The sequence below is a fragment of the Streptomyces sp. NPDC045431 genome (assembly GCF_040646655.1).
In the GTDB taxonomy this organism is placed as follows: Bacteria; Actinomycetota; Actinomycetes; order Streptomycetales; family Streptomycetaceae; genus Streptomyces.
The window spans coordinates 42,221-58,588 of the sequence record NZ_JBEZAQ010000007.1 but is presented as its reverse complement, the minus strand read 5'-3'; the positions used below and the strand labels follow the sequence as shown (position 1 = coordinate 58,588).

Here is a 16,368-nt window from a genome sequence, read left to right as displayed (position 1 = left end):
CGCTTACCGGAAGGCGTCGAGCCCGGTGAGCGCCTTGCCCAGCACCAGCTGGTGCATCTCCACGGTGCCCTCGTAGGTGAGCACCGATTCCAGGTTGGTGGCGTGCCGCATGACGGGGTATTCGAGCGAAATCCCGTTGGCGCCCAGGATGGTGCGCGAGGTGCGGCAGATCTCGATCGCCTCCCGCACGTTGTTCAGCTTGCCGAAGCTGACCTGCTCGGGGCGGAGCCTCCCGGCGTCCAGCTGGCGCCCGAGGTGGTGGGCGAGCAGGACCCCCTTGTGGAGCTCCACGGCCATGTCGGCGAGCTTGGCCTGGGTGAGCTGGAAGCCGCCGATGGGCTTGCCGAACTGCTCGCGGGTCTTCGCGTACTCCAACGCCGCCTCGAACGACGAGCGCGCGGCGCCCATGGCGCCCCACACGATGCCGTAACGGGCGTGGCTCAGACAGCTGAGCGGCCCCTTCAGCCCGGTGACGCCCGGCAGCACCGCGTCGGCCGGGAGCCGTACGTCGTCCATGACCAGCTCGCTGGTGACGCTCGCGCGCAGCGACCACTTGTGGGTGATCTCCGGCGCCGAGAAGCCGGGGGTGTCCGTCGGGACGGCGAAGCCGCGGATGCCGTCGTCGGTCTGCGCCCAGACGACGGCGACCCCGGCGACCGAGCCGTTGGTGATCCACATCTTGCGGCCGTTGAGGACCCAGTCGCCGCCGTCCTTCTTGGCGTACGTCCGCATCGCGGCCGGGTCGGAGCCGTGGTCGGGCTCGGTCAGGCCGAAGCAGCCGATCGTCTCGCCCGCCGCCATCGACGGCAGCCAGCGCTGCTTCTGCTCCTCGGAACCGAAGCGGTGGATGGCGTACATGGCGAGGGAGCCCTGGACCGAGACGAGGGAGCGGATGCCGGAGTCGGCGGCCTCCAGCTCCAGGCAGGCCAGTCCGTACTGGACGGCGCTCGCCCCCGCGCAGCCGTACCCCTCCAGCGACATGCCGAGCGCGCCGAGGGAGCCGAGCTCGCGGGCCAGCTCGCGGATGCCGGGCAGCTCGCCCTTCTCGTACCACTCCGCGATGTGCGGCAGCACCCGGTCGGCGGCCCAGCCGCGGACGGTGTCGCGGATGGCGAGGTCCTCGGGTTCGAGGAGGTCGTCGATGCCGAGGGGGTCGCTGGGGTCGAAGGGCGGGAGCTTCGCGGGTGCGGACACGACGGGACCTCCGGAGGGCCGGCCACTAAAACTAACGCCGTTAGGTACGGCTCGGCGCCGACGTTACGACGCGGTGTGCGGCGGCGTCCAGCCCCGGCCGCCCCGGCGCGGGCTCAGTGTGCCGTACGCCCGGACCTGGCCGGCTCCGCGGGCTCGCGCCGCGCGGGCACGTGCAGCAGCTCGCGGTCCTGCGACGGCGCCGGGCGGGCGCCGGGCACGGTGTCCGGACGGCCCTCCGGCTCGGGCGCGGGTTCGGGCGCACCGCCGAGGCGGGCGTCGAGGTCCGCCTGCGACTCCATGACGCGCGGCAGGCGCAGCGCCATCGCGGCGCCCGCGAGCAGCAGTCCCGCGCTGACGACGAGCGTGACGTGCAGGCCGTGCACGAAGGAGTGCCGGGCGGCGGTGCGCAGGGCCTCGCCCGCCGCGCCGCCGAGCTGGGCGGCCACCTGGTACGCCTCGCCCAGCGAGTTGGCCGCCGCGGCGCCGGCGGCCTCGGGCACGCCCGGCACCCGCGCCAGGCCGGGCGCGTACGCGGCGTTCATGACGCTGCCGAGGAGCGCGATGCCCATGCCGGCACCGAGCTGGTAGGAGGTCTCGCCGATGGCCGCCGCGCCGCCCGCGCTGTGCGCCGGCGCCTCGCTGAGCATCGACTCGTACGCGCCGAAGAGCGTGGTCTGCAGGCCGAAGCCGAGCAGCACGAAGCCGGCCGTGAGCAGCAACGGACGGTCCTGGTGCCCCATGAGCACCAGCAGCAGCACGGCGCCGGCCGTGAGGACGAAGCCCCAGCCGACCATCCGGCGCGGCCCGACGCGGCGCAGCGTGTACGAGCCGGTGGCCCCGGCGGCCATCGCGGCGAAGGTCAGCGGCAGCAGCCGCAGCCCGGTCTCGACGGGGCTGAGCTCCAGCACCAGCTGGAGGTACTGGACGGCGATCAGCTCCAGGCCGACCAGCGCGAGCATGGCCAGCACGATGCAGCCGACGGACGTGGTGAAGGCGGCGCGCGAGAACATCCGCATGTCGATCAGCGGGTGCGGCCGGCGCCTCTGCCGCCGTACGAACAGCACCAGCAGCGCGGCGCCCACGAGCAGCGGCCCGACCGTCCCCGGGCTCAGCGGCGAGTCGTCACCGGCGCCGAGCCGCTTGACGCCGAGGACCACGCCCATGACGCCGGCCGCGGCCATGAGCGCGCCGAGGACGTCCCAGGGGCCGTCGCCGCTGCCCTTGGACTCGGGCAGGAGCCAGCGGCCGGCGGGCAGGATCACCGCCATCAGCGGGATGTTGATCAGGAAGACCGAGCCCCACCAGAAGTGCTCCAGCAGGAAGCCGCCGAGCACCGGACCGGTCGCCGCGCCCACGGCGGCGACGGCGGTCCAGATGCCGATCGCGGTGGCGCGCTCGCGCCGGTCGGGGAAGACCGCGCGGAGGATCGACAGCGTCGCCGGCATGATCATGGCGCCGCCGATGCCCAGCAGGGCGCGCGCGGCGATCAGCACGTTCGGTGTCTCGGCGAACGCCGCGACCGCCGAGGCCACGCCGAACAGTCCGTAACCGGCCAGCAGGACCCTGCGCCGCCCGAGCCGGTCACCGAGCGTGCCGAAGAGGATCAGCAGCGAGGCGCACACCAGCGGATAGGCGTCCACCATCCACAGCAGGGCGGTGGAGCTGGGGCGCAGGTCCTCGGTGACGGCGGGCACGGCGACGTGCAGCACGGTCGCGTCGAGCGCGACGAGCAGCAGGCTGACGCAGAGGACGAACAGGACGACCCAGCGGTTGGCACCGCCGCCGGCGGCACGGAGCCGTGCCGAGGCCGTGGTCGTCCCGAGCATGTACGTACCTCCCACAGATGAATCCCTCGCGCTCGGTGGGCACTGGCCGGGGGGAGGGACGCCCCCGGACGGCCCGGCATCGACGGGCGAGTGAGCCGTCAGCGTACGCGAGTCGGGGCGGGTGGCGCGTGGTCCACCTCTCACCGGGGCGCGCGGGGGCGTGTGGCGTACGCCACTCGGGGCGCGCGGCGCGCCGGGGTGAATTCCGGGCGACCGTACTCCGCATGCTTTTCCGCACCCGCCGATCGGCGTTCCCGCGGGAGCCTCGGGCGTAAATACGACACACGACCTGCACGCTTTATGGATAAGCATGGAATAAGCAGGTGGCTGAGACACACTCCACATCACATCGTCATCACGAAGAGACCGGATCGGCCTGAACGGCCCCTCACTCGCTGTAACGTCGATTGGGTGCGTACCGACATCTTCGCCCGGCTGGACCGGGAGCCGGAACCGCCGAAGATTGAGATCCCGCGGATGAGCCGCACCCGTCTCGCCCTCTTCGGCGGGACGGCGGCGTTCTATCTCGCGATCGTGGTGGCCGTGCTCGTCTCGTCGTGGCTCGTGACCCTCGACTGGAAGGTCATGCTGTTCCGGCCGTATCAGCAGTGGCCGGAGGTGCACGCGACGCTCGACTACTTCGTCGTGCTCGGCCAGCGCGGCCCGACCGCCGTGATGGTGGCGGCCTGGCTGGGCTGGCGCTCCTGGCGCCAGCACACGCTGCGGCCGCTGCTGGTGCTGGGCGCCGCGCTGCTGCTGCTGAACGTCACGGTCGGCGCGGTCAAGATCGGTCTGGGCAGGCTCGGGCCCCATTACGCGACGCAGATCGGCTCGGCCGAACTGTTCGCGGGCGGCGATATATTCCCTTCCGGACACACCGCCAACGCGGTCGTGACCTGGGGAATCCTCTCCTACCTGGCCACCACGCCGCGGGCCCGGCGCCATCTGTCGGCGCTGTCCGCCGTGGTCGCCCTCGGTGTCGGCCTGACCACCGTCTACCTCGGTACGCACTGGCTGAGCGATGTGCTGCTGGGCTGGGCCGCCGGTCTGCTGATCCTGCTGGCGCTGCCGTGGTGCGAGCCGCTGATCGCCCGCGCCGAGGCGCTGATCCTCGGGGCGCGCGACCGGCTGCGCACGTCCCTGCGGGCCCGGCGGCGCCGGGTGCCGTCGGTGCCGGTGGCGGCGGGCGGGCCGCGGCCCGCGATGTTCCCGCAGCGCGCGGGCGCGGGCACGGTGGCCGCACCGGTCGACGAGGAGCCGGTCGCGGAGCCGGAGCCCGTCGGCGCGGGCGCGGGCCCGGAGCCGGTGGGTGCGGGCGCCGGCCCTTCGGCGGGGGCCTCGGCCGGCGGCCGTGCGGCGAGCGTGCGGGCCACGCTGGCCCAGCCGCGGCCGCACGCGGTGGTGCGCTCCGAGCGGACGCCGGTCACGCCGGCCGGCAGCCGCAGGCCACCGCACGCGCGGCCGCACGACGGGCGGCTGACGGGCGGCTGACCCGCGTGACGTGTACGGCGAAGGCCCCGGCTGCTGATGCGGCCGGGGCCTTCGCCGTACGCGCGGACGGGGCGTCAGCCCACCCAGCAGCGGGTGACCGTGTGGTCGTCCACCTCGAAGTTGATCCGGCCCGCGAGGAACTCCATGGTGATGATCGCGCCGGGCGGCAGCGAGCGGACCGTCGTCCAGCCACGGGAGCGGGCCACCTGCTCGGCGTCGCGCTCGTCGAGGCCCACGTAGGACTCGGGGGTGTCGTCGGGCTGTGCGGGAGGGGTCGGAATCGGTGCCATGTCCTTCACCGTAGGCGGCGCCGCACAGTGACGGAAGCGGGGCCGCCCGACCCCACCAGACGCATGTCCCCCACCGGTCACGCTTCTGTCACAGAACCACGACACATGTTTGGGGGGAATTCTTCACCCCCCAGGATGCCGTTCCTGCCGGATTGTTCCGGATGACGCACACCGCCTCACCAGGCCGCGGAGCCGAATTCCCGAAGCCTCCGATTTGCCTTTCGGCATATCACCCGGAAATCGCCGCGGCAGGGAAATAGGCGCCTTCGCGCATCACGCCGTCACGCGCACGCACAGGGTGTTGTCGGTCGTGTAACACGGTGCCGCCCGGTAGCCCTCACCCCGGTGCGCGGGGTAGACGAAGACGCTCTTGCGGTCCCAGACGTCGTCGAGGATCCGCGAGACGCGAACCGCCTCGGCGTCCGCGTCGGGACGCAGCCACAGCTCCCACAGCAGCTGCCCCTCGGCCGGGGGCTCCTCGGCGAGGGGCGCGTAGGGCAGGGTGAAGGCGAAGGCGCCCTTCTCGCCGGCGGCCGGCACCCGGTGCACCCGCTCCCCCAGCCGCGCCTCGGCGACCGCGCCGGGGCCGAGGTCGGCCCCGTACAGCGTGCCCTCGACCGTGCAGGCGGCCTCGCCGAAGGAGAGGTCGCCGGCCTCGGCGTGCGGGCCGCGCACCCAGCTCCGCACGGCGAGCCGCCCGTCGGCCGTCGGGTACGGGATGCGGACCGCGACCGGGCCCCCCTCGTCGGGGACGCGGTCGACGAGCGCGCGCAGGTCCCGGATGCCGGGCTCCACCGGCCGCTCGTCCACGTACACGTCCCAGCGGCCCTCGGCGAGCCCCATGGTGCTGGGCAGCACGGCCCGCAGACGGCCCCCGCCCGCCGGGGTGAGCGGCAGCCGGGCCTCCTCGGCCGGACCGCCGCCGCGCCCGCGCCGGCGCAGGAGGAGGACCGGCTCGGCGGTGTCGACGACCGCGATGTCGAAGGTGATGCCGCCGGCGGCGTCCGCGACGCAGTCCGCGCGCGGCGGCTCGCCGGGCGCGGGGGCCGGGGTCGTGGCGTCGGTCATGCGGGCTTCCCCTTCCGGAGCACGTCGGCGGCCTTGTAGCGCACGGTGAACGCAACGTCGAGGACCGCGCCACGGGTGCGGTGCAGCAGGTCGCGCACCCGGCTGCGGGAGCGGCTGTTGGCGCCCCGGGCGACCAGCTCGGCGAAGATCGCCTCGTGACGCTCGGCGATGGCGGCCGGGTCGAAGCGCCGGGAGGCCGCCAGCGCGGCCTCACCGGTGCGGCGGCGCAGCTCGTCGTCCTGGATCAGGGCGAGCAGCGCGCCGGCGATGGCGTCCACGTCCCCGACGGGCACGAGCCGTCCGTCGACGCCGTCCTCGATGATCTCGCCGGGGCCGTGCGGGCAGTCGGTGGAGACCACCGGCAGGCCGCAGCGCATGGCCTCGACGATGGTCATGCCGAAGGCTTCGAGGCGGGAGGTGACGGCCGCGATGGAGCCCTTGACCCACTCGGGCTCCAGCGGGTTCGCCGGGCCCATCAGATAGACGTGGTTGTGCAGGCCGCGCTCCTCGATGAGGGCGCGCAGCGCGTTCTTCTCGTTGCCGGTCGCGTCGCCGGAGCCGTAGATCCGCAGCCGCCAGTCGGGGCGGGCGGCGGTCACCTTGGCGAACGCCTCGATCAGCACGTCGTACCGCTTGACCCGGGTGAGGCGGCCGGCGGCGACGACCCACTTGGCGGTGGTGTCGGAGGGTTCGACGGACGGCGCCGGGACGCTGTTGGGGACGGCGTCGATGCGTACGCCGGGCAGCTTCAGCTTGGCGCGGTAGGAGCGGGCGTCGGCCTCGGTGACGGTGGTGACGGCGTCGAGCAGGGCGTAGCGGTGGCTGATCTCGCGGCGCAGCCGGTACCCGTGGCTGTCGAGGGTGAGGTGCTCCTGGCCGACGCGGACGGGGCCGCGGCGGGCCTGGCGGGCGATGTGCACGTTGAGGCCCGGGCGGGTACCGACGACGACGTCGGCCTCCAGGCTCCTCAGATGGGCGCCGATGCGGGCGTCGGTGAGGCGGCTGTACTGCTTCCAGCGTCCGTCGCCGCGCGGGAAGACCGTGGCGGGCCGCCGGTAGTCGGGGTGGTCGCCGTCGTACGTGGGGCTCTTCTTGCGCAGGTCGACCAGGTGCTTCATGGTCACGCCGACGGGGGCGTCCAGCGTCGGCTCCTCGCGGTGGCGGAAGACGGACACGATCTCGACGTCGTGCCGCTCGGCCAGGGCCGCGGCGAGGTTGAACGTCGTGCGGATCGTGCCGCCGATCCCGTACGCGTTGTGGAGCAGGAATGAGATGTGCATCGCGTCGCCGCGTCCCCCAGGTCCAGCAGTTTCGGATGGTCGTCAGGCATGGACTGTACTTGGGATTGAGGACGCGGTTTTCGGCACGCGGGTTCAGGGCGCGGGTCGGCCGCCCCGGTCGGCGGCCGGGCCGGGGCGCGGGTTCAGGGCCGGTAGCCGAGCTGGGGGACGGTGGCGCAGTTGCGCTCCATGTCACCGCCCTGGGTGACCCAGCCGCGGCCGTCCTGCCAGCGGGCGACGGACAGGCAGGTGCGGCTGGTCTTCGGCGGCTCGGGGAGCCGCCGGAAGACGGCGGGCAGGAGCAGCCCGCGGGCGGTGTACCCCTCGGGCCGGTCGAGGAACCGCTCGACGCACGCCCGCGTGAGGCCCGCCCCGGCACACGAGCGGGCCGCGTCCGTGAACCACATGGCGGCGGCCCACCCCTCCAGCGCCCACTGGGAGAGCGGCCGGTCCCCCATGGCGTCGCGGAACTCCCGTACCGCCGGGTGGGACGTCTCGTCGTGGTTGCGGCTGGCGCCGGTCGCCCACAGGGCGTTGCGGCAGCGCGGGGCGTCCTTGAAGTCGCGCGGCACGCCCTCGTTCCAGTTCTGGACGTTGGTGACCTTGGCGGTGACGCGTACGCCGACGGCGTCCATCGCCTCGCACAGCTGCGCGTTGCCGTGCGTGTCCAGGGCGTCGAAGACGACGTCGACGCCCTGTTCGCGCAGGTCGGCGGCGACGGCCCGGTAGTTGGGCAGCGCGAAGTCGACCTGCGCGCCGACGACCCGGTACCCCTCGGTCCGCAGGCCCCGCTCCACGTAGGCCGCGTACCGGGCGGAGTCCGCCTGGTTGTACGCGACGACGGCCGCGGTACGGGCGCCGAGCTCGCGCTTGAACCAGCGGTAGACCTCGGTGCCGCCGTACAGGACGCCGCCCCAGCCGGGTTCGCCGGTGCGCGGGGCGGAGCTGCCGTAGATGCCGTACAGGTGCGGATACGTGTCGTACGCCGGGCCGATGGGCTGGCCGCCGATGTCGGGGACGCCGGCGGCGGCGACGCGCGGGGCGCCGGCGTAGTCGAAGGCGGTGGTGGCGACGAGGGCGAAGACCTTCGCTTCGTCGACGAGTTCGTGGACGCACGCGTTGTTGCCGACGCCGCTGCCGCCGTCGTCGCAGGTGAGCACCTCGACGCGGCGGCCGTCGAGGCCGCCGCGCGCGTTGAGGGCGGCGAAGTACGCCTGGGCGCCGTCGCGGGGCCCGGTGAACGCGGCGCCGCCGACGGGGCTGGTGGCGCTGGTGATGATGCCGATGCGGATCGGGGGGCCGTCGGCCGTCGGCGCGGGGCGCCGCGCGGTGAAGTGGCTCTCCGGCAGGCGGCTGCCGCAGGCGGCGCTCAGCAGCAGGGCGAACAGCAGGAGCGCCACCGGCAGCAGGGATTCAGCAGCCCGGCACGGCTGTCGCATCGGGGCTGAGCTTGACCAGCGCGCACAGCGTCTTCACGGACACCTTCCAGGTGTCCTGCTGGTGCACGGCGGTGCCCTTGGAGTTGGACAGCGCCGGGGTGCCGCCGACCATCAGGTCGTAGGTGACGTCGGCCTGGGTCGCCGAGGTGAAGGCGACGTCGTCGACGCTCGCGGACGTCTGCGCGGCCTGCGGGTTGGCCGAGAATGCCTCCAGGACGGGCCGCATCCGGTCGCCGTTCTCCAGCAGCTTGACCTTCTCGTCGACCGGCGTCTTCGGGTTGAAGAAGGCCGCCCAGTTCTTCTCGATCTGCTGCCGGGCCGCGGTCGGGTCCGCGGGCTGGTCACCGGTCGGCGAGGTCGCCGTCGCGGTCGGGGACCTCCCCGCGTCGCCGTTGCCGTTGCCGTCGCCGCAGGCCGCGGTGGTCGGTACCAGGATCAGGACCGCGGCGGCCGCCAGGGCCGCCGTGCGGGGGTGCTTGCGCAGGCTCGTACGCGTGGTGTGGACCATATGGCTCACCGCCGGTTTCCGGGGTCTGTGCCTTTTTTGTCCTTCTTGGGCATAGTGCAAGGAATCGCCCTCTCTCGCCAGCGGAGGCCCGTGATGCCGACATCGCGACTGCTGTGGTGGGGCGGGGCCGTGGCCGTCGCGGTGGGCGCGGTGCTGTGCGTGGTGGGCTGGTACGGGGTGTCGGGCGAGCGGTTCGCGGAACGGCAGATCCCCTACCTGGCGTCGTGCACCGTGCCGGGGGCGGCGCTGATCGTGGCGGGCGCGGTGCTGCTGGGCGCGGTGCCGCCGGGCGGGCCCGGGCCGCGGCCCGGCACACCGGAAGCGGGCCCCGGCCCGGAGGAGCCCCCGGCCACGGACGACCGGCCCTCGTCGGACGCTCCGCCGCTGCGGGTCCCGGGCGGGACCCTGGCCCACCGCCCGGACTGCCCCCTGGTCGCGGGCCGGGCGGACGCGGTCCCCGTCGGGGACGCCCGGCTGGACCCCTGCCCGGTGTGCGATCCCGAGAGCTGACCCGTGTCCTCGCTGACGTACGAACTGTTCCTCGCCGGTCTCGCGGTCGGCGGCGCGGCGGCCCTGACCGGCATCGGCCTGCTCGTCACGTACCGGGCGACGGGCGTGCTGAACCTCGCGCACGGCGCGGTCGCCATGGTCTGCGCGTACGTGCTGCGGCAGTTGGTGGTCGAGTGGGGCTGGCCGCTGCCGCTCGCCGCGTGCGTGACGCTGCTGCTGGTCGGGCCCGGTGTCGGGCTGGTGCTGGACCGGGTGGTGTTCCGCCCGGCGGCGGTGCTCGGCTCGGACCCGGCGACGACGCTGGTGGCCTCGATCGGCGTGTTCGTGCTGCTCGTCGGCGCGGCGGCGCTGCTGTGGGGCGGCGGGGCGCGGGACGACGCGCCGGTGCTGCTCGGCGACGACCCGTGGCTGCACCTCGGGGCAGCCGTCCTGCTGGCGGTCGCGGTGGGGGCGGTGACCCGCTGGACGCGGCTGGGGCGGGAGCTGCGGGCGGTGGTCGACAACCGGGAGCTGGCGGCGCTGGGCGGCATCGACGCGGACCGGATGTCGGCGGTGGGCTGGGCGTTCGGGTCGTTCACGGCGGGCCTGACGGGGGTGCTGCTCGCGCCGTACGTACGGCTCGACCCGTACGGGCTGCCGCTGCTGGTCGTCGAGGTGATCGCGGTGGCGGTGGTGGCCCGGATGCGGAGCCTGCCGGTGGCGGTGGTGACGGCGCTGGCCATCGGTGTGGGGCAGGCGCAGCTGACCCGCTTCCACCCCGCGGGCTGGTCCGGTCCGCTGGTCCAGGCCGTCGCCGCGAACCTCTTCGTCGTCGCCCTGCTGGTCGCCGCGCTGGTCCTGCCGGGCGTGGGGGCGCGCGACGCCCTGCCGCGCGCCTCGACGGCGGGGGCCCGGGTGCCACCGGGGGTGTGGGGGGTGGCGGGCGTGCTGTTCCTGCTGCCGCTCGGTTTCGCGGGCACGGACCTGCACACGGCGATCCAGGTCCCGGCGCTCGCCGTGATCCTGCTGTCCCTGGTGGTCGTCACCGGCCGGGGCGGCCAGATCTCCCTGGGCCAGGCGGCGTACGCGGGCCTGGGCGCGCTGTTCACGGCGCTGCTGGCGGCGGGCCGCTTCCCCGGCCTGCCCCGGCTGCCGGAGCTCACCGCGCTGGTGGTGGCCGTCGTCCTGGTCGCCCCGCTGGGCCTGCTGACAGGGTGGCCGGCGATCCGCCGCCGCGGGCTCGCCCTGGCGCTGGCGACGCTGGCGGTCGGCGTCGCGGTGAGCCGCTTCGTCTTCGCGCAGCCGTACGCGACGGCGGGCCTGGCCCCGGCGCGCCCGGCGGGCTTCGCGTCGGACCGCGCCTACTACGCCCTGGAACTGGTGCTCCTGGCGTCCGCCCTGCTCCTGGTGGCCGCCATGCGCCGGGGTCGTACGGGCAGGGCGCTGGCGGCGCTGCGCGACCACGAGGCGGGCGCGTCGGCCGCGGGCGTCCCGGTCCCCGCCCTGAAGGTCCTCGCCTTCGTGGCGGGCGCGGCCCTCGCGGCCCTGGGCGGCGGGCTGCTGGCCATGGGCCTGCGGGCCTTCGACCCGGCGGCGTACGACCCGGTGCGGGGCCTGCTCTGGTTCGCGGCGGTCCTGGTCCTGGGCGCGGACAGCCTCCTCTCCCCGCTGGCCGCCGCGGCCCTCCTGGTGGGCCTCGACGCGGGTGCCCGGGGCGGCGCGGCGGCGGCCCTGATCGGCCTCCTGGCCGCTCTGACGTCCCGCGTCCCGCCGCTGATGTCGCTGCTGCCGTCCGCCCCTCGCCGCCAGGCACCACCCGAGGGCGTCCCCCGGGCCCCGGCACGGGTCCACGCGGGCCACCGCCCCGCCGACACCCCTCGCGCACCCACCGACGGCGGCCATGCGCGCCCGACCGGGCCCCGCAGCGGCCCCGCAGTCGCCGACGGCGGGCAACCCCCGCCAGGGGTCCCGCGCCCGAAGCGCCGGCCCGCACCGGGCCACGGCGCGCAACCACCCACCCAACGGCCCCGCGGGCTGGAGGCCCACCACCTCACCCTCCACTACGCCGGAGGCGTCAGCGCCCTCGACCACGTCACCCTCCGCCTCCCGCCCGGCCGCCTCACCGCCCTCGTCGGGCCCAACGGTGCGGGCAAGAGCACCCTCTTCCACTGCCTCGCCGGCACCGCGCGCCCCGGTTCCGGCCGCGTCACCCTCGACGGCGTCGACATCACCGCGCGCCCCGCCCACGCCCGTACCCGCCTGGGCATCGCCCGGACGTTCCAGGAGCTCGCGGTCTTCGCGTCGCTCACCGTCGAGGAGAACGTCCGCGTCGGCGCGGAACACGGCCGCGTCCGCGACCCGCGCCACGTCGAGCAGACCCTGCGCCTGCTGGACCTCAACGCCGTACGGCACGTGCCTGCCGCCGGGCTGGCGACCGGCACCCTGCGCCGCGTCGAGGTGGCCCGCGCCCTCGCGGGGCGGCCGCACACGCTGCTGCTGGACGAACCCGCCGCGGGGCTCGACGCCACCGAGACCGCCGCACTCGCCCGCGTACTGAAGGCGCTGGCCGCCGACGGCATGGCGGTCCTCGTCGTCGAACACGACCTCGATCTGGTCGCGGACATCGCGGACGCGGTCCACGTCATGGAGGCGGGGCGGATCATGCCATGAGCATCGAGATGCGACTCCGCGCCGCCCGCGTGCGCTACGGCCCCCTGGAGGCCCTGCACGGCATCGACCTGCCCGTCCCCGCCGCCGCCCTCACCGTGCTCCTCGGCCGCAACGGCTCCGGCCGTACGACGGTGCTGCGGGCCCTCGCCGGCGCGGTGCCGCTCTCCGCCGGGCGCGTCCTGTGGCGCGGCGCCGACGTCACCCGCCTGCGCGCCCATGACCGGGCGCGCCGCGGCCTGTGCTTCGTACCGGACCGGGGCGCCGTGTACCCGGGCCTCACCGTCGCCGAGAACCTCGGGCTCGCCGCCCCTCACAGCCCGGCCGCGCCGGCCCTCGTCGCGTACCCGGAACTGCGCCCGCTGCTCGACCGCCGCGCCGGTACGCTCTCGGGCGGCGAGCGGCGGATGCTCGCGCTCTCCCGCGTGGTGCTGTCGGGCGCCCGTGTCGTCCTCGTCGACGAGCCGGCCCTCGGCCTGTCCCCGCCGGTCGCGGCGCGCACGTACACGCTGCTGGCGGAGCTGGCGGGCACCGTCGCCGTCGTCGTGGCCGAGCAGCGCCTTCCGCCCGGCCTGCGGCCGGGCACGCTCGTGCACGAACTGCGCCGCGGCGCGCTCGCCTTCAGCGGTCAGGCGGCGGAGCTCACTCCGGAAGGGACAGCATCATCCCCGGGCGGATCCGGTTCGGATCGGCCCCGATGACGGTCTGGTTCGCCTTGTGGAGGGCCTTCCAGCCGCCCTTCACCTTGAACCGCCGCGCGACGGCGGACAGCGTGTCCCCGGGCTGGACCACATGCGCGCGTCCGGACAGTCCGTACCGCTTCGAACACGTCGGCCAGGCGCCCCAGCCCTGCTCGCGGAGGACCTCCTCCGCGACCGTGATCTGCTGCTGACGGCTCGCCAGGTCGGCGCGCTGGGCGTACTTCAGCCCGCCGTACGCCTCCCACGTGGACTGCTTGAACTGCAGGCCGCCGTAGTAGCCGTTGCCGGTGTTGAGGTGCCAGCGGCCGCCGCTCTCGCACGCGGCGACGCACCCCCAGGGCCACTGGTCGGCGGCGCAGTCGGCGAGCGGGGACGCGGGCCCCGGCCCGGGCCTGGGCGGCGGCGGATGATGGCCGGCGGCCACCGCGGCACCTGCGCCCGCCCCGGCGCCCTGCATGAGCAGCACCGCCGCCGGCACCACGACCGACGGCCAGAAACGGTTCTTCAGCACCGGCCCACGCTAGGCACCGTCCCGCCCCGCACCCGCGCCGCCGCGCGCGTGACCCCGGCCCCGGTTCACCCGTTGAGCTCTTCATGAGACGAGCCGGGAACCGCCCGGCCTCGAACCGCACACGACTCCGAGGAGCCACCCGTGCCGCGCATGCTCGACGTCAGCGAGGACGTACGCGCCGAGATCGGCGACGAAGAAGCCGACCGGCTGCTCGCCGGCGAGAACGCCCCGGGCAGCTACGACTGCACCTCCTGCCGCACCTCGGGCGACTCCGAGCAGGAACGCACCAGCACCGTACTGTTCGTCGGCGAGGAGACCGCCGTCCTCGCCTTCGCTCACGCCACCTGCATCCCCTCCCAGGTCGTGAAGGTCGCCGAGGAGCAGCTCCAGGGCGCCGTCCGGTCCATCACCGGCGCCCCGGCGCCCGCCGCCGCCCCCGCCGTCTCCGTACCGGCCCAGTCCCCCGCGCCCGCCGGCGAGCAGGCGGTCCTCGGGGTCACCAGCGGTCTCGTCCTGATCGACGGCGAGCTGCACCCGGCGCTGGTCGTCGAACCGACCGCGCCCATCGCCCGCCCCGGCTCCACCGCCGGCGTCGACGAGTTCCTGCCGCTGCTGATGGAGCACGGCTTCCTCCCGGTCACCGACGTCAACCAGAAGCCGAGCCCGCTGCACGGCTGGTCGGTGCTCCTCGCCATGGGCCAGCTGCACGCCATCCTCCAGCCGGGTACGGCCGGGGGCGGCCCGGTCGCCTGGTGGCAGGCGCACCAGCCGCTCCAGGTCACGGAGGGCTGGCGGGCCGCGGCGAACAAGTCGCACACGGTCCTCGTGTTCGCCGCGCCGGTCGGCTCCATCGGCCAGCAGCCGCGCGAGGACCTGCTGCGCGACGCGCTGGAGAAGGCGTCGGCCGACGGACGCCTGGTGGCCGCGGCGCTGCCGCTGGCGGGCACGTGACCGCGAGGCACGTCAGGGCGAGGCCGCATCCGACGGGCGGCGAGGTCGTTGGCACCTACGTGCACGCATACGAGCCCTCCCGCTACGAGTCCGCCCGCTACGGGTCCTCCCGCCAGCCGTACCACCAGATCCCCGCGATGCGCCCGTCGCAGGACGGTACGTCCTGCGCCTCGGCCACGCCGATCTACGACGCGCTGTACTCCGAGTACCTGCGGACGTTCAGGACGCTTCCGGGTGACCGCAGCGGCGAGGAGGACCTGGGCTTCCGGTCCTTCGCCGCGGTGGCGGGGGCGCAGCGCCCGATGAGCGCGACCACGACCACGACGGCGTACACGGGGATGTGGCAGCGGCAACACCACCCCGTCCACGTCCCGGCGGCGCTGCCACCGGCGCGCAGGGGCGGCCTGTGATACGCGCCCATGACGACGGCGGGGCCGGAGCGAAATCCTTCGCTCCGGCCCCGCCGTCGTCATGTGTCGCTACTTCCTCATGTGTCGCTACTTCTTCCGGCCGCGCTTCTCGCGCACCCGCACCGAGATGTGGATCGGCGTGCCCTCGAAGCCGAACTCCTCGCGCAGGCGCCGCTCGACGAAGCGACGGTAGCCGTGCTCCAGGAAGCCGGAGGCGAAGAGCACGAACCGGGGCGGCTTGGTGCCCGCCTGCGTACCGAAGAGGATGCGGGGCTGCTTGCCGCCGCGGATCGGGTGCGGGTGGGCCGCGACGAGCTCGCCGAGGAAGGCGTTGAGCCTGCCGGTCGGCACGCGGGTCTCCCAGCCCGCGAGCGCCGTCTCGATCGCCGGGACCAGCCGGTCCATGTGGCGGCCGGTGCGGGCGGAGACGTTGACGCGCGGGGCCCAGGAGACCTGCTGCATCTCGGTCTCGATCTCGCGCTCGAGGTAGTAGCGGCGCTCCTCGTCGAGGTCGTCCCACTTGTTGTACGCGATGACGAGCGCGCGGCCCGCCTCCACGGCCATGGTGATGATCCGCTGGTCCTGGACGGAGATGGACTCGGTGGTGTCGATCAGGACGACGGCCACCTCGGCCTTCTCGACGGCGGCGGCGGTACGCAGCGAGGCGTAGTAGTCCGCGCCCTCCTGGAGGTGGACCTTCTTGCGGATACCGGCGGTGTCGACGAACTTCCAGGTCGTGCCGCCGAGCTCGATCAGCTCGTCGACCGGATCGCGGGTGGTGCCGGCCATCTCGTTGACGACGACCCGCTCCTCGCCCGCGAGCTTGTTCAGCAGGGACGACTTGCCGACGTTCGGACGGCCGATGAGCGCGATGCGGCGCGGGCCACCCACGGCGGCGCCAAAGGTCTGCTCCGGGGCCTCCGGCAGCGCCTTCAGCACCTCGTCCAGCAGGTCGCCGGTGCCGCGGCCGTGCAGCGCGGAGACCGGGAACGGCTCGCCGAGGCCCAGGGACCACAGCATGGCGGCGTCGGCCTCGGCGGAGGGGCCGTCGACCTTGTTGGCGGCGAGGACGACGGGCTTCCCGGCCCGGCGCAGCAGCTTGACGACGGCCTCGTCGGTGTCGGTGGCGCCCACGGTGGCGTCCACGACGAAGACGACGGCGTCGGATGCCTCGATGGCGTACTCGGCCTGGGCGGCGACAGAGGCGTCGATGCCGAGGACGTCCTGCTCCCAGCCGCCGGTGTCGACGACCTTGAAGCGGCGGCCGGCCCACTCGGCCTCGTACGTGACGCGGTCGCGGGTGACGCCGGGCTTGTCCTCGACGACGGCCTCGCGGCGGCCGATGATGCGGTTGACGAGGGTCGACTTGCCGACGTTCGGCCGGCCGACGACGGCGAGGACCGGGAGCGGGCCGTGCCCGGCCTCCTCGATCGCGCCTTCGACGTCCTCGATGTCGAAGCCCTCTTCGGCGGCGAGCTCCATGAACTCCGCGTACTCGGTGTCGCCGAGTGCCCCGTGGTCGTGCTGGTCGTTCATGAAGTCC

General features: G+C 74.5%; 15 protein-coding genes. 6 read left to right on the top strand and 9 right to left on the bottom strand.

Annotated elements, in window-relative coordinates; genetic code table 11:
- Positions 1 to 3: 3 nt before the first annotated feature.
- Complete coding sequence (locus tag AB0A69_RS17370) at positions 4 to 1,194, bottom strand: acyl-CoA dehydrogenase family protein (RefSeq protein ID WP_361421826.1); 1,191 nt, start codon at positions 1,192 to 1,194, stop codon at positions 4 to 6.
- Between the two features lie 113 nt (positions 1,195 to 1,307).
- Complete coding sequence (locus tag AB0A69_RS17365; RefSeq protein ID WP_361421823.1) at positions 1,308 to 3,020, bottom strand: MFS transporter; 1,713 nt, start codon at positions 3,018 to 3,020, stop codon at positions 1,308 to 1,310.
- A gap of 411 nt (positions 3,021 to 3,431) precedes the next feature.
- On the opposite strand from AB0A69_RS17365, the gene AB0A69_RS17360 reads away from it, so the two are divergent.
- Positions 3,432 to 4,511, top strand: a complete 1,080-nt coding sequence (locus AB0A69_RS17360) for a phosphatase PAP2 family protein (protein WP_361421820.1) — start codon at positions 3,432 to 3,434, stop codon at positions 4,509 to 4,511.
- A 74-nt stretch (positions 4,512 to 4,585) separates the two neighbouring features.
- On the opposite strand, the gene AB0A69_RS17355 is transcribed toward AB0A69_RS17360, so the two are convergent.
- The 5 genes from AB0A69_RS17355 to AB0A69_RS17335 form a co-directional block, all read right to left on the bottom strand.
- Entirely contained in the window at positions 4,586 to 4,801 is a 216-nt protein-coding gene (locus AB0A69_RS17355) for an I78 family peptidase inhibitor (protein ID WP_361421817.1), read from the bottom strand.
- 273 nt (positions 4,802 to 5,074) lie between these two features.
- Complete coding sequence (locus tag AB0A69_RS17350; protein ID WP_361421814.1) at positions 5,075 to 5,869, bottom strand: hypothetical protein; 795 nt, start codon at positions 5,867 to 5,869, stop codon at positions 5,075 to 5,077.
- Positions 5,866 to 7,149 (bottom strand): glycosyltransferase family 4 protein, encoded by a 1,284-nt coding sequence (locus tag AB0A69_RS17345; protein WP_361421811.1) that lies wholly within the window; start codon positions 7,147 to 7,149, stop codon positions 5,866 to 5,868. Before AB0A69_RS17345 ends, AB0A69_RS17350 begins: the two co-directional genes overlap by 4 nt.
- Positions 7,150 to 7,292: 143 nt before the next feature.
- Positions 7,293 to 8,588, bottom strand: coding sequence for an ABC transporter substrate-binding protein (locus AB0A69_RS17340; protein ID WP_361421808.1), 1,296 nt, complete (start codon positions 8,586 to 8,588; stop codon positions 7,293 to 7,295).
- Positions 8,563 to 9,096 carry a hypothetical protein gene (locus AB0A69_RS17335; RefSeq protein ID WP_361421805.1) on the bottom strand — a complete coding sequence of 178 codons (534 nt, stop codon included), beginning with the start codon at positions 9,094 to 9,096 and terminating at the stop codon, positions 8,563 to 8,565. Before AB0A69_RS17335 ends, AB0A69_RS17340 begins: the two co-directional genes overlap by 26 nt.
- A gap of 93 nt (positions 9,097 to 9,189) precedes the next feature.
- Between AB0A69_RS17335 and AB0A69_RS17330 the strand changes: the two genes are divergently transcribed.
- Genes AB0A69_RS17330 through AB0A69_RS17320 form a run of 3 tightly spaced genes read left to right on the top strand, consistent with a single transcriptional unit; the run spans position 9,190 to position 12,953 of the window.
- The gene (locus tag AB0A69_RS17330) at positions 9,190 to 9,606 is read left to right on the top strand and encodes a hypothetical protein (protein ID WP_361421802.1); all 417 of its coding nucleotides are present in this window, start codon (positions 9,190 to 9,192) and stop codon (positions 9,604 to 9,606) included.
- Positions 9,607 to 9,609: 3 nt separating this feature from the next.
- Positions 9,610 to 12,255 carry an ATP-binding cassette domain-containing protein gene (locus AB0A69_RS17325; RefSeq protein ID WP_361421799.1) on the top strand — a complete coding sequence of 882 codons (2,646 nt, stop codon included), beginning with the start codon at positions 9,610 to 9,612 and terminating at the stop codon, positions 12,253 to 12,255.
- Positions 12,252 to 12,953, top strand: a complete 702-nt coding sequence (locus tag AB0A69_RS17320) for an ATP-binding cassette domain-containing protein (RefSeq protein ID WP_361421796.1) — start codon at positions 12,252 to 12,254, stop codon at positions 12,951 to 12,953. Before AB0A69_RS17325 ends, AB0A69_RS17320 begins: the two co-directional genes overlap by 4 nt.
- Here AB0A69_RS17320 and AB0A69_RS17315 read toward each other — a convergent pair.
- Entirely contained in the window at positions 12,895 to 13,464 is a 570-nt protein-coding gene (locus AB0A69_RS17315) for a transglycosylase family protein (RefSeq protein ID WP_361421793.1), read from the bottom strand. The two genes, AB0A69_RS17320 and AB0A69_RS17315, sit on opposite strands and share 59 nt — an antisense overlap.
- 141 nt (positions 13,465 to 13,605) lie before the next feature.
- On the opposite strand from AB0A69_RS17315, the gene AB0A69_RS17310 reads away from it, so the two are divergent.
- Together AB0A69_RS17310 and AB0A69_RS17305 are read left to right on the top strand one after the other, a co-directional pair.
- Positions 13,606 to 14,415, top strand: a complete 810-nt coding sequence (locus AB0A69_RS17310; RefSeq protein ID WP_361421790.1) for a hypothetical protein — start codon at positions 13,606 to 13,608, stop codon at positions 14,413 to 14,415.
- 59 nt (positions 14,416 to 14,474) lie between these two features.
- Positions 14,475 to 14,825 (top strand): hypothetical protein, encoded by a 351-nt coding sequence (locus AB0A69_RS17305; RefSeq protein WP_361421787.1) that lies wholly within the window; start codon positions 14,475 to 14,477, stop codon positions 14,823 to 14,825.
- Between the two features lie 87 nt (positions 14,826 to 14,912).
- On the opposite strand, the gene der is transcribed toward AB0A69_RS17305, so the two are convergent.
- A complete protein-coding gene (der, locus tag AB0A69_RS17300) occupies positions 14,913 to 16,361 on the bottom strand; it encodes a ribosome biogenesis GTPase Der (RefSeq protein ID WP_361421784.1) in 1,449 nt (482 codons plus the stop codon).
- Between the last annotated feature and the right edge of the window lie 7 nt (positions 16,362 to 16,368).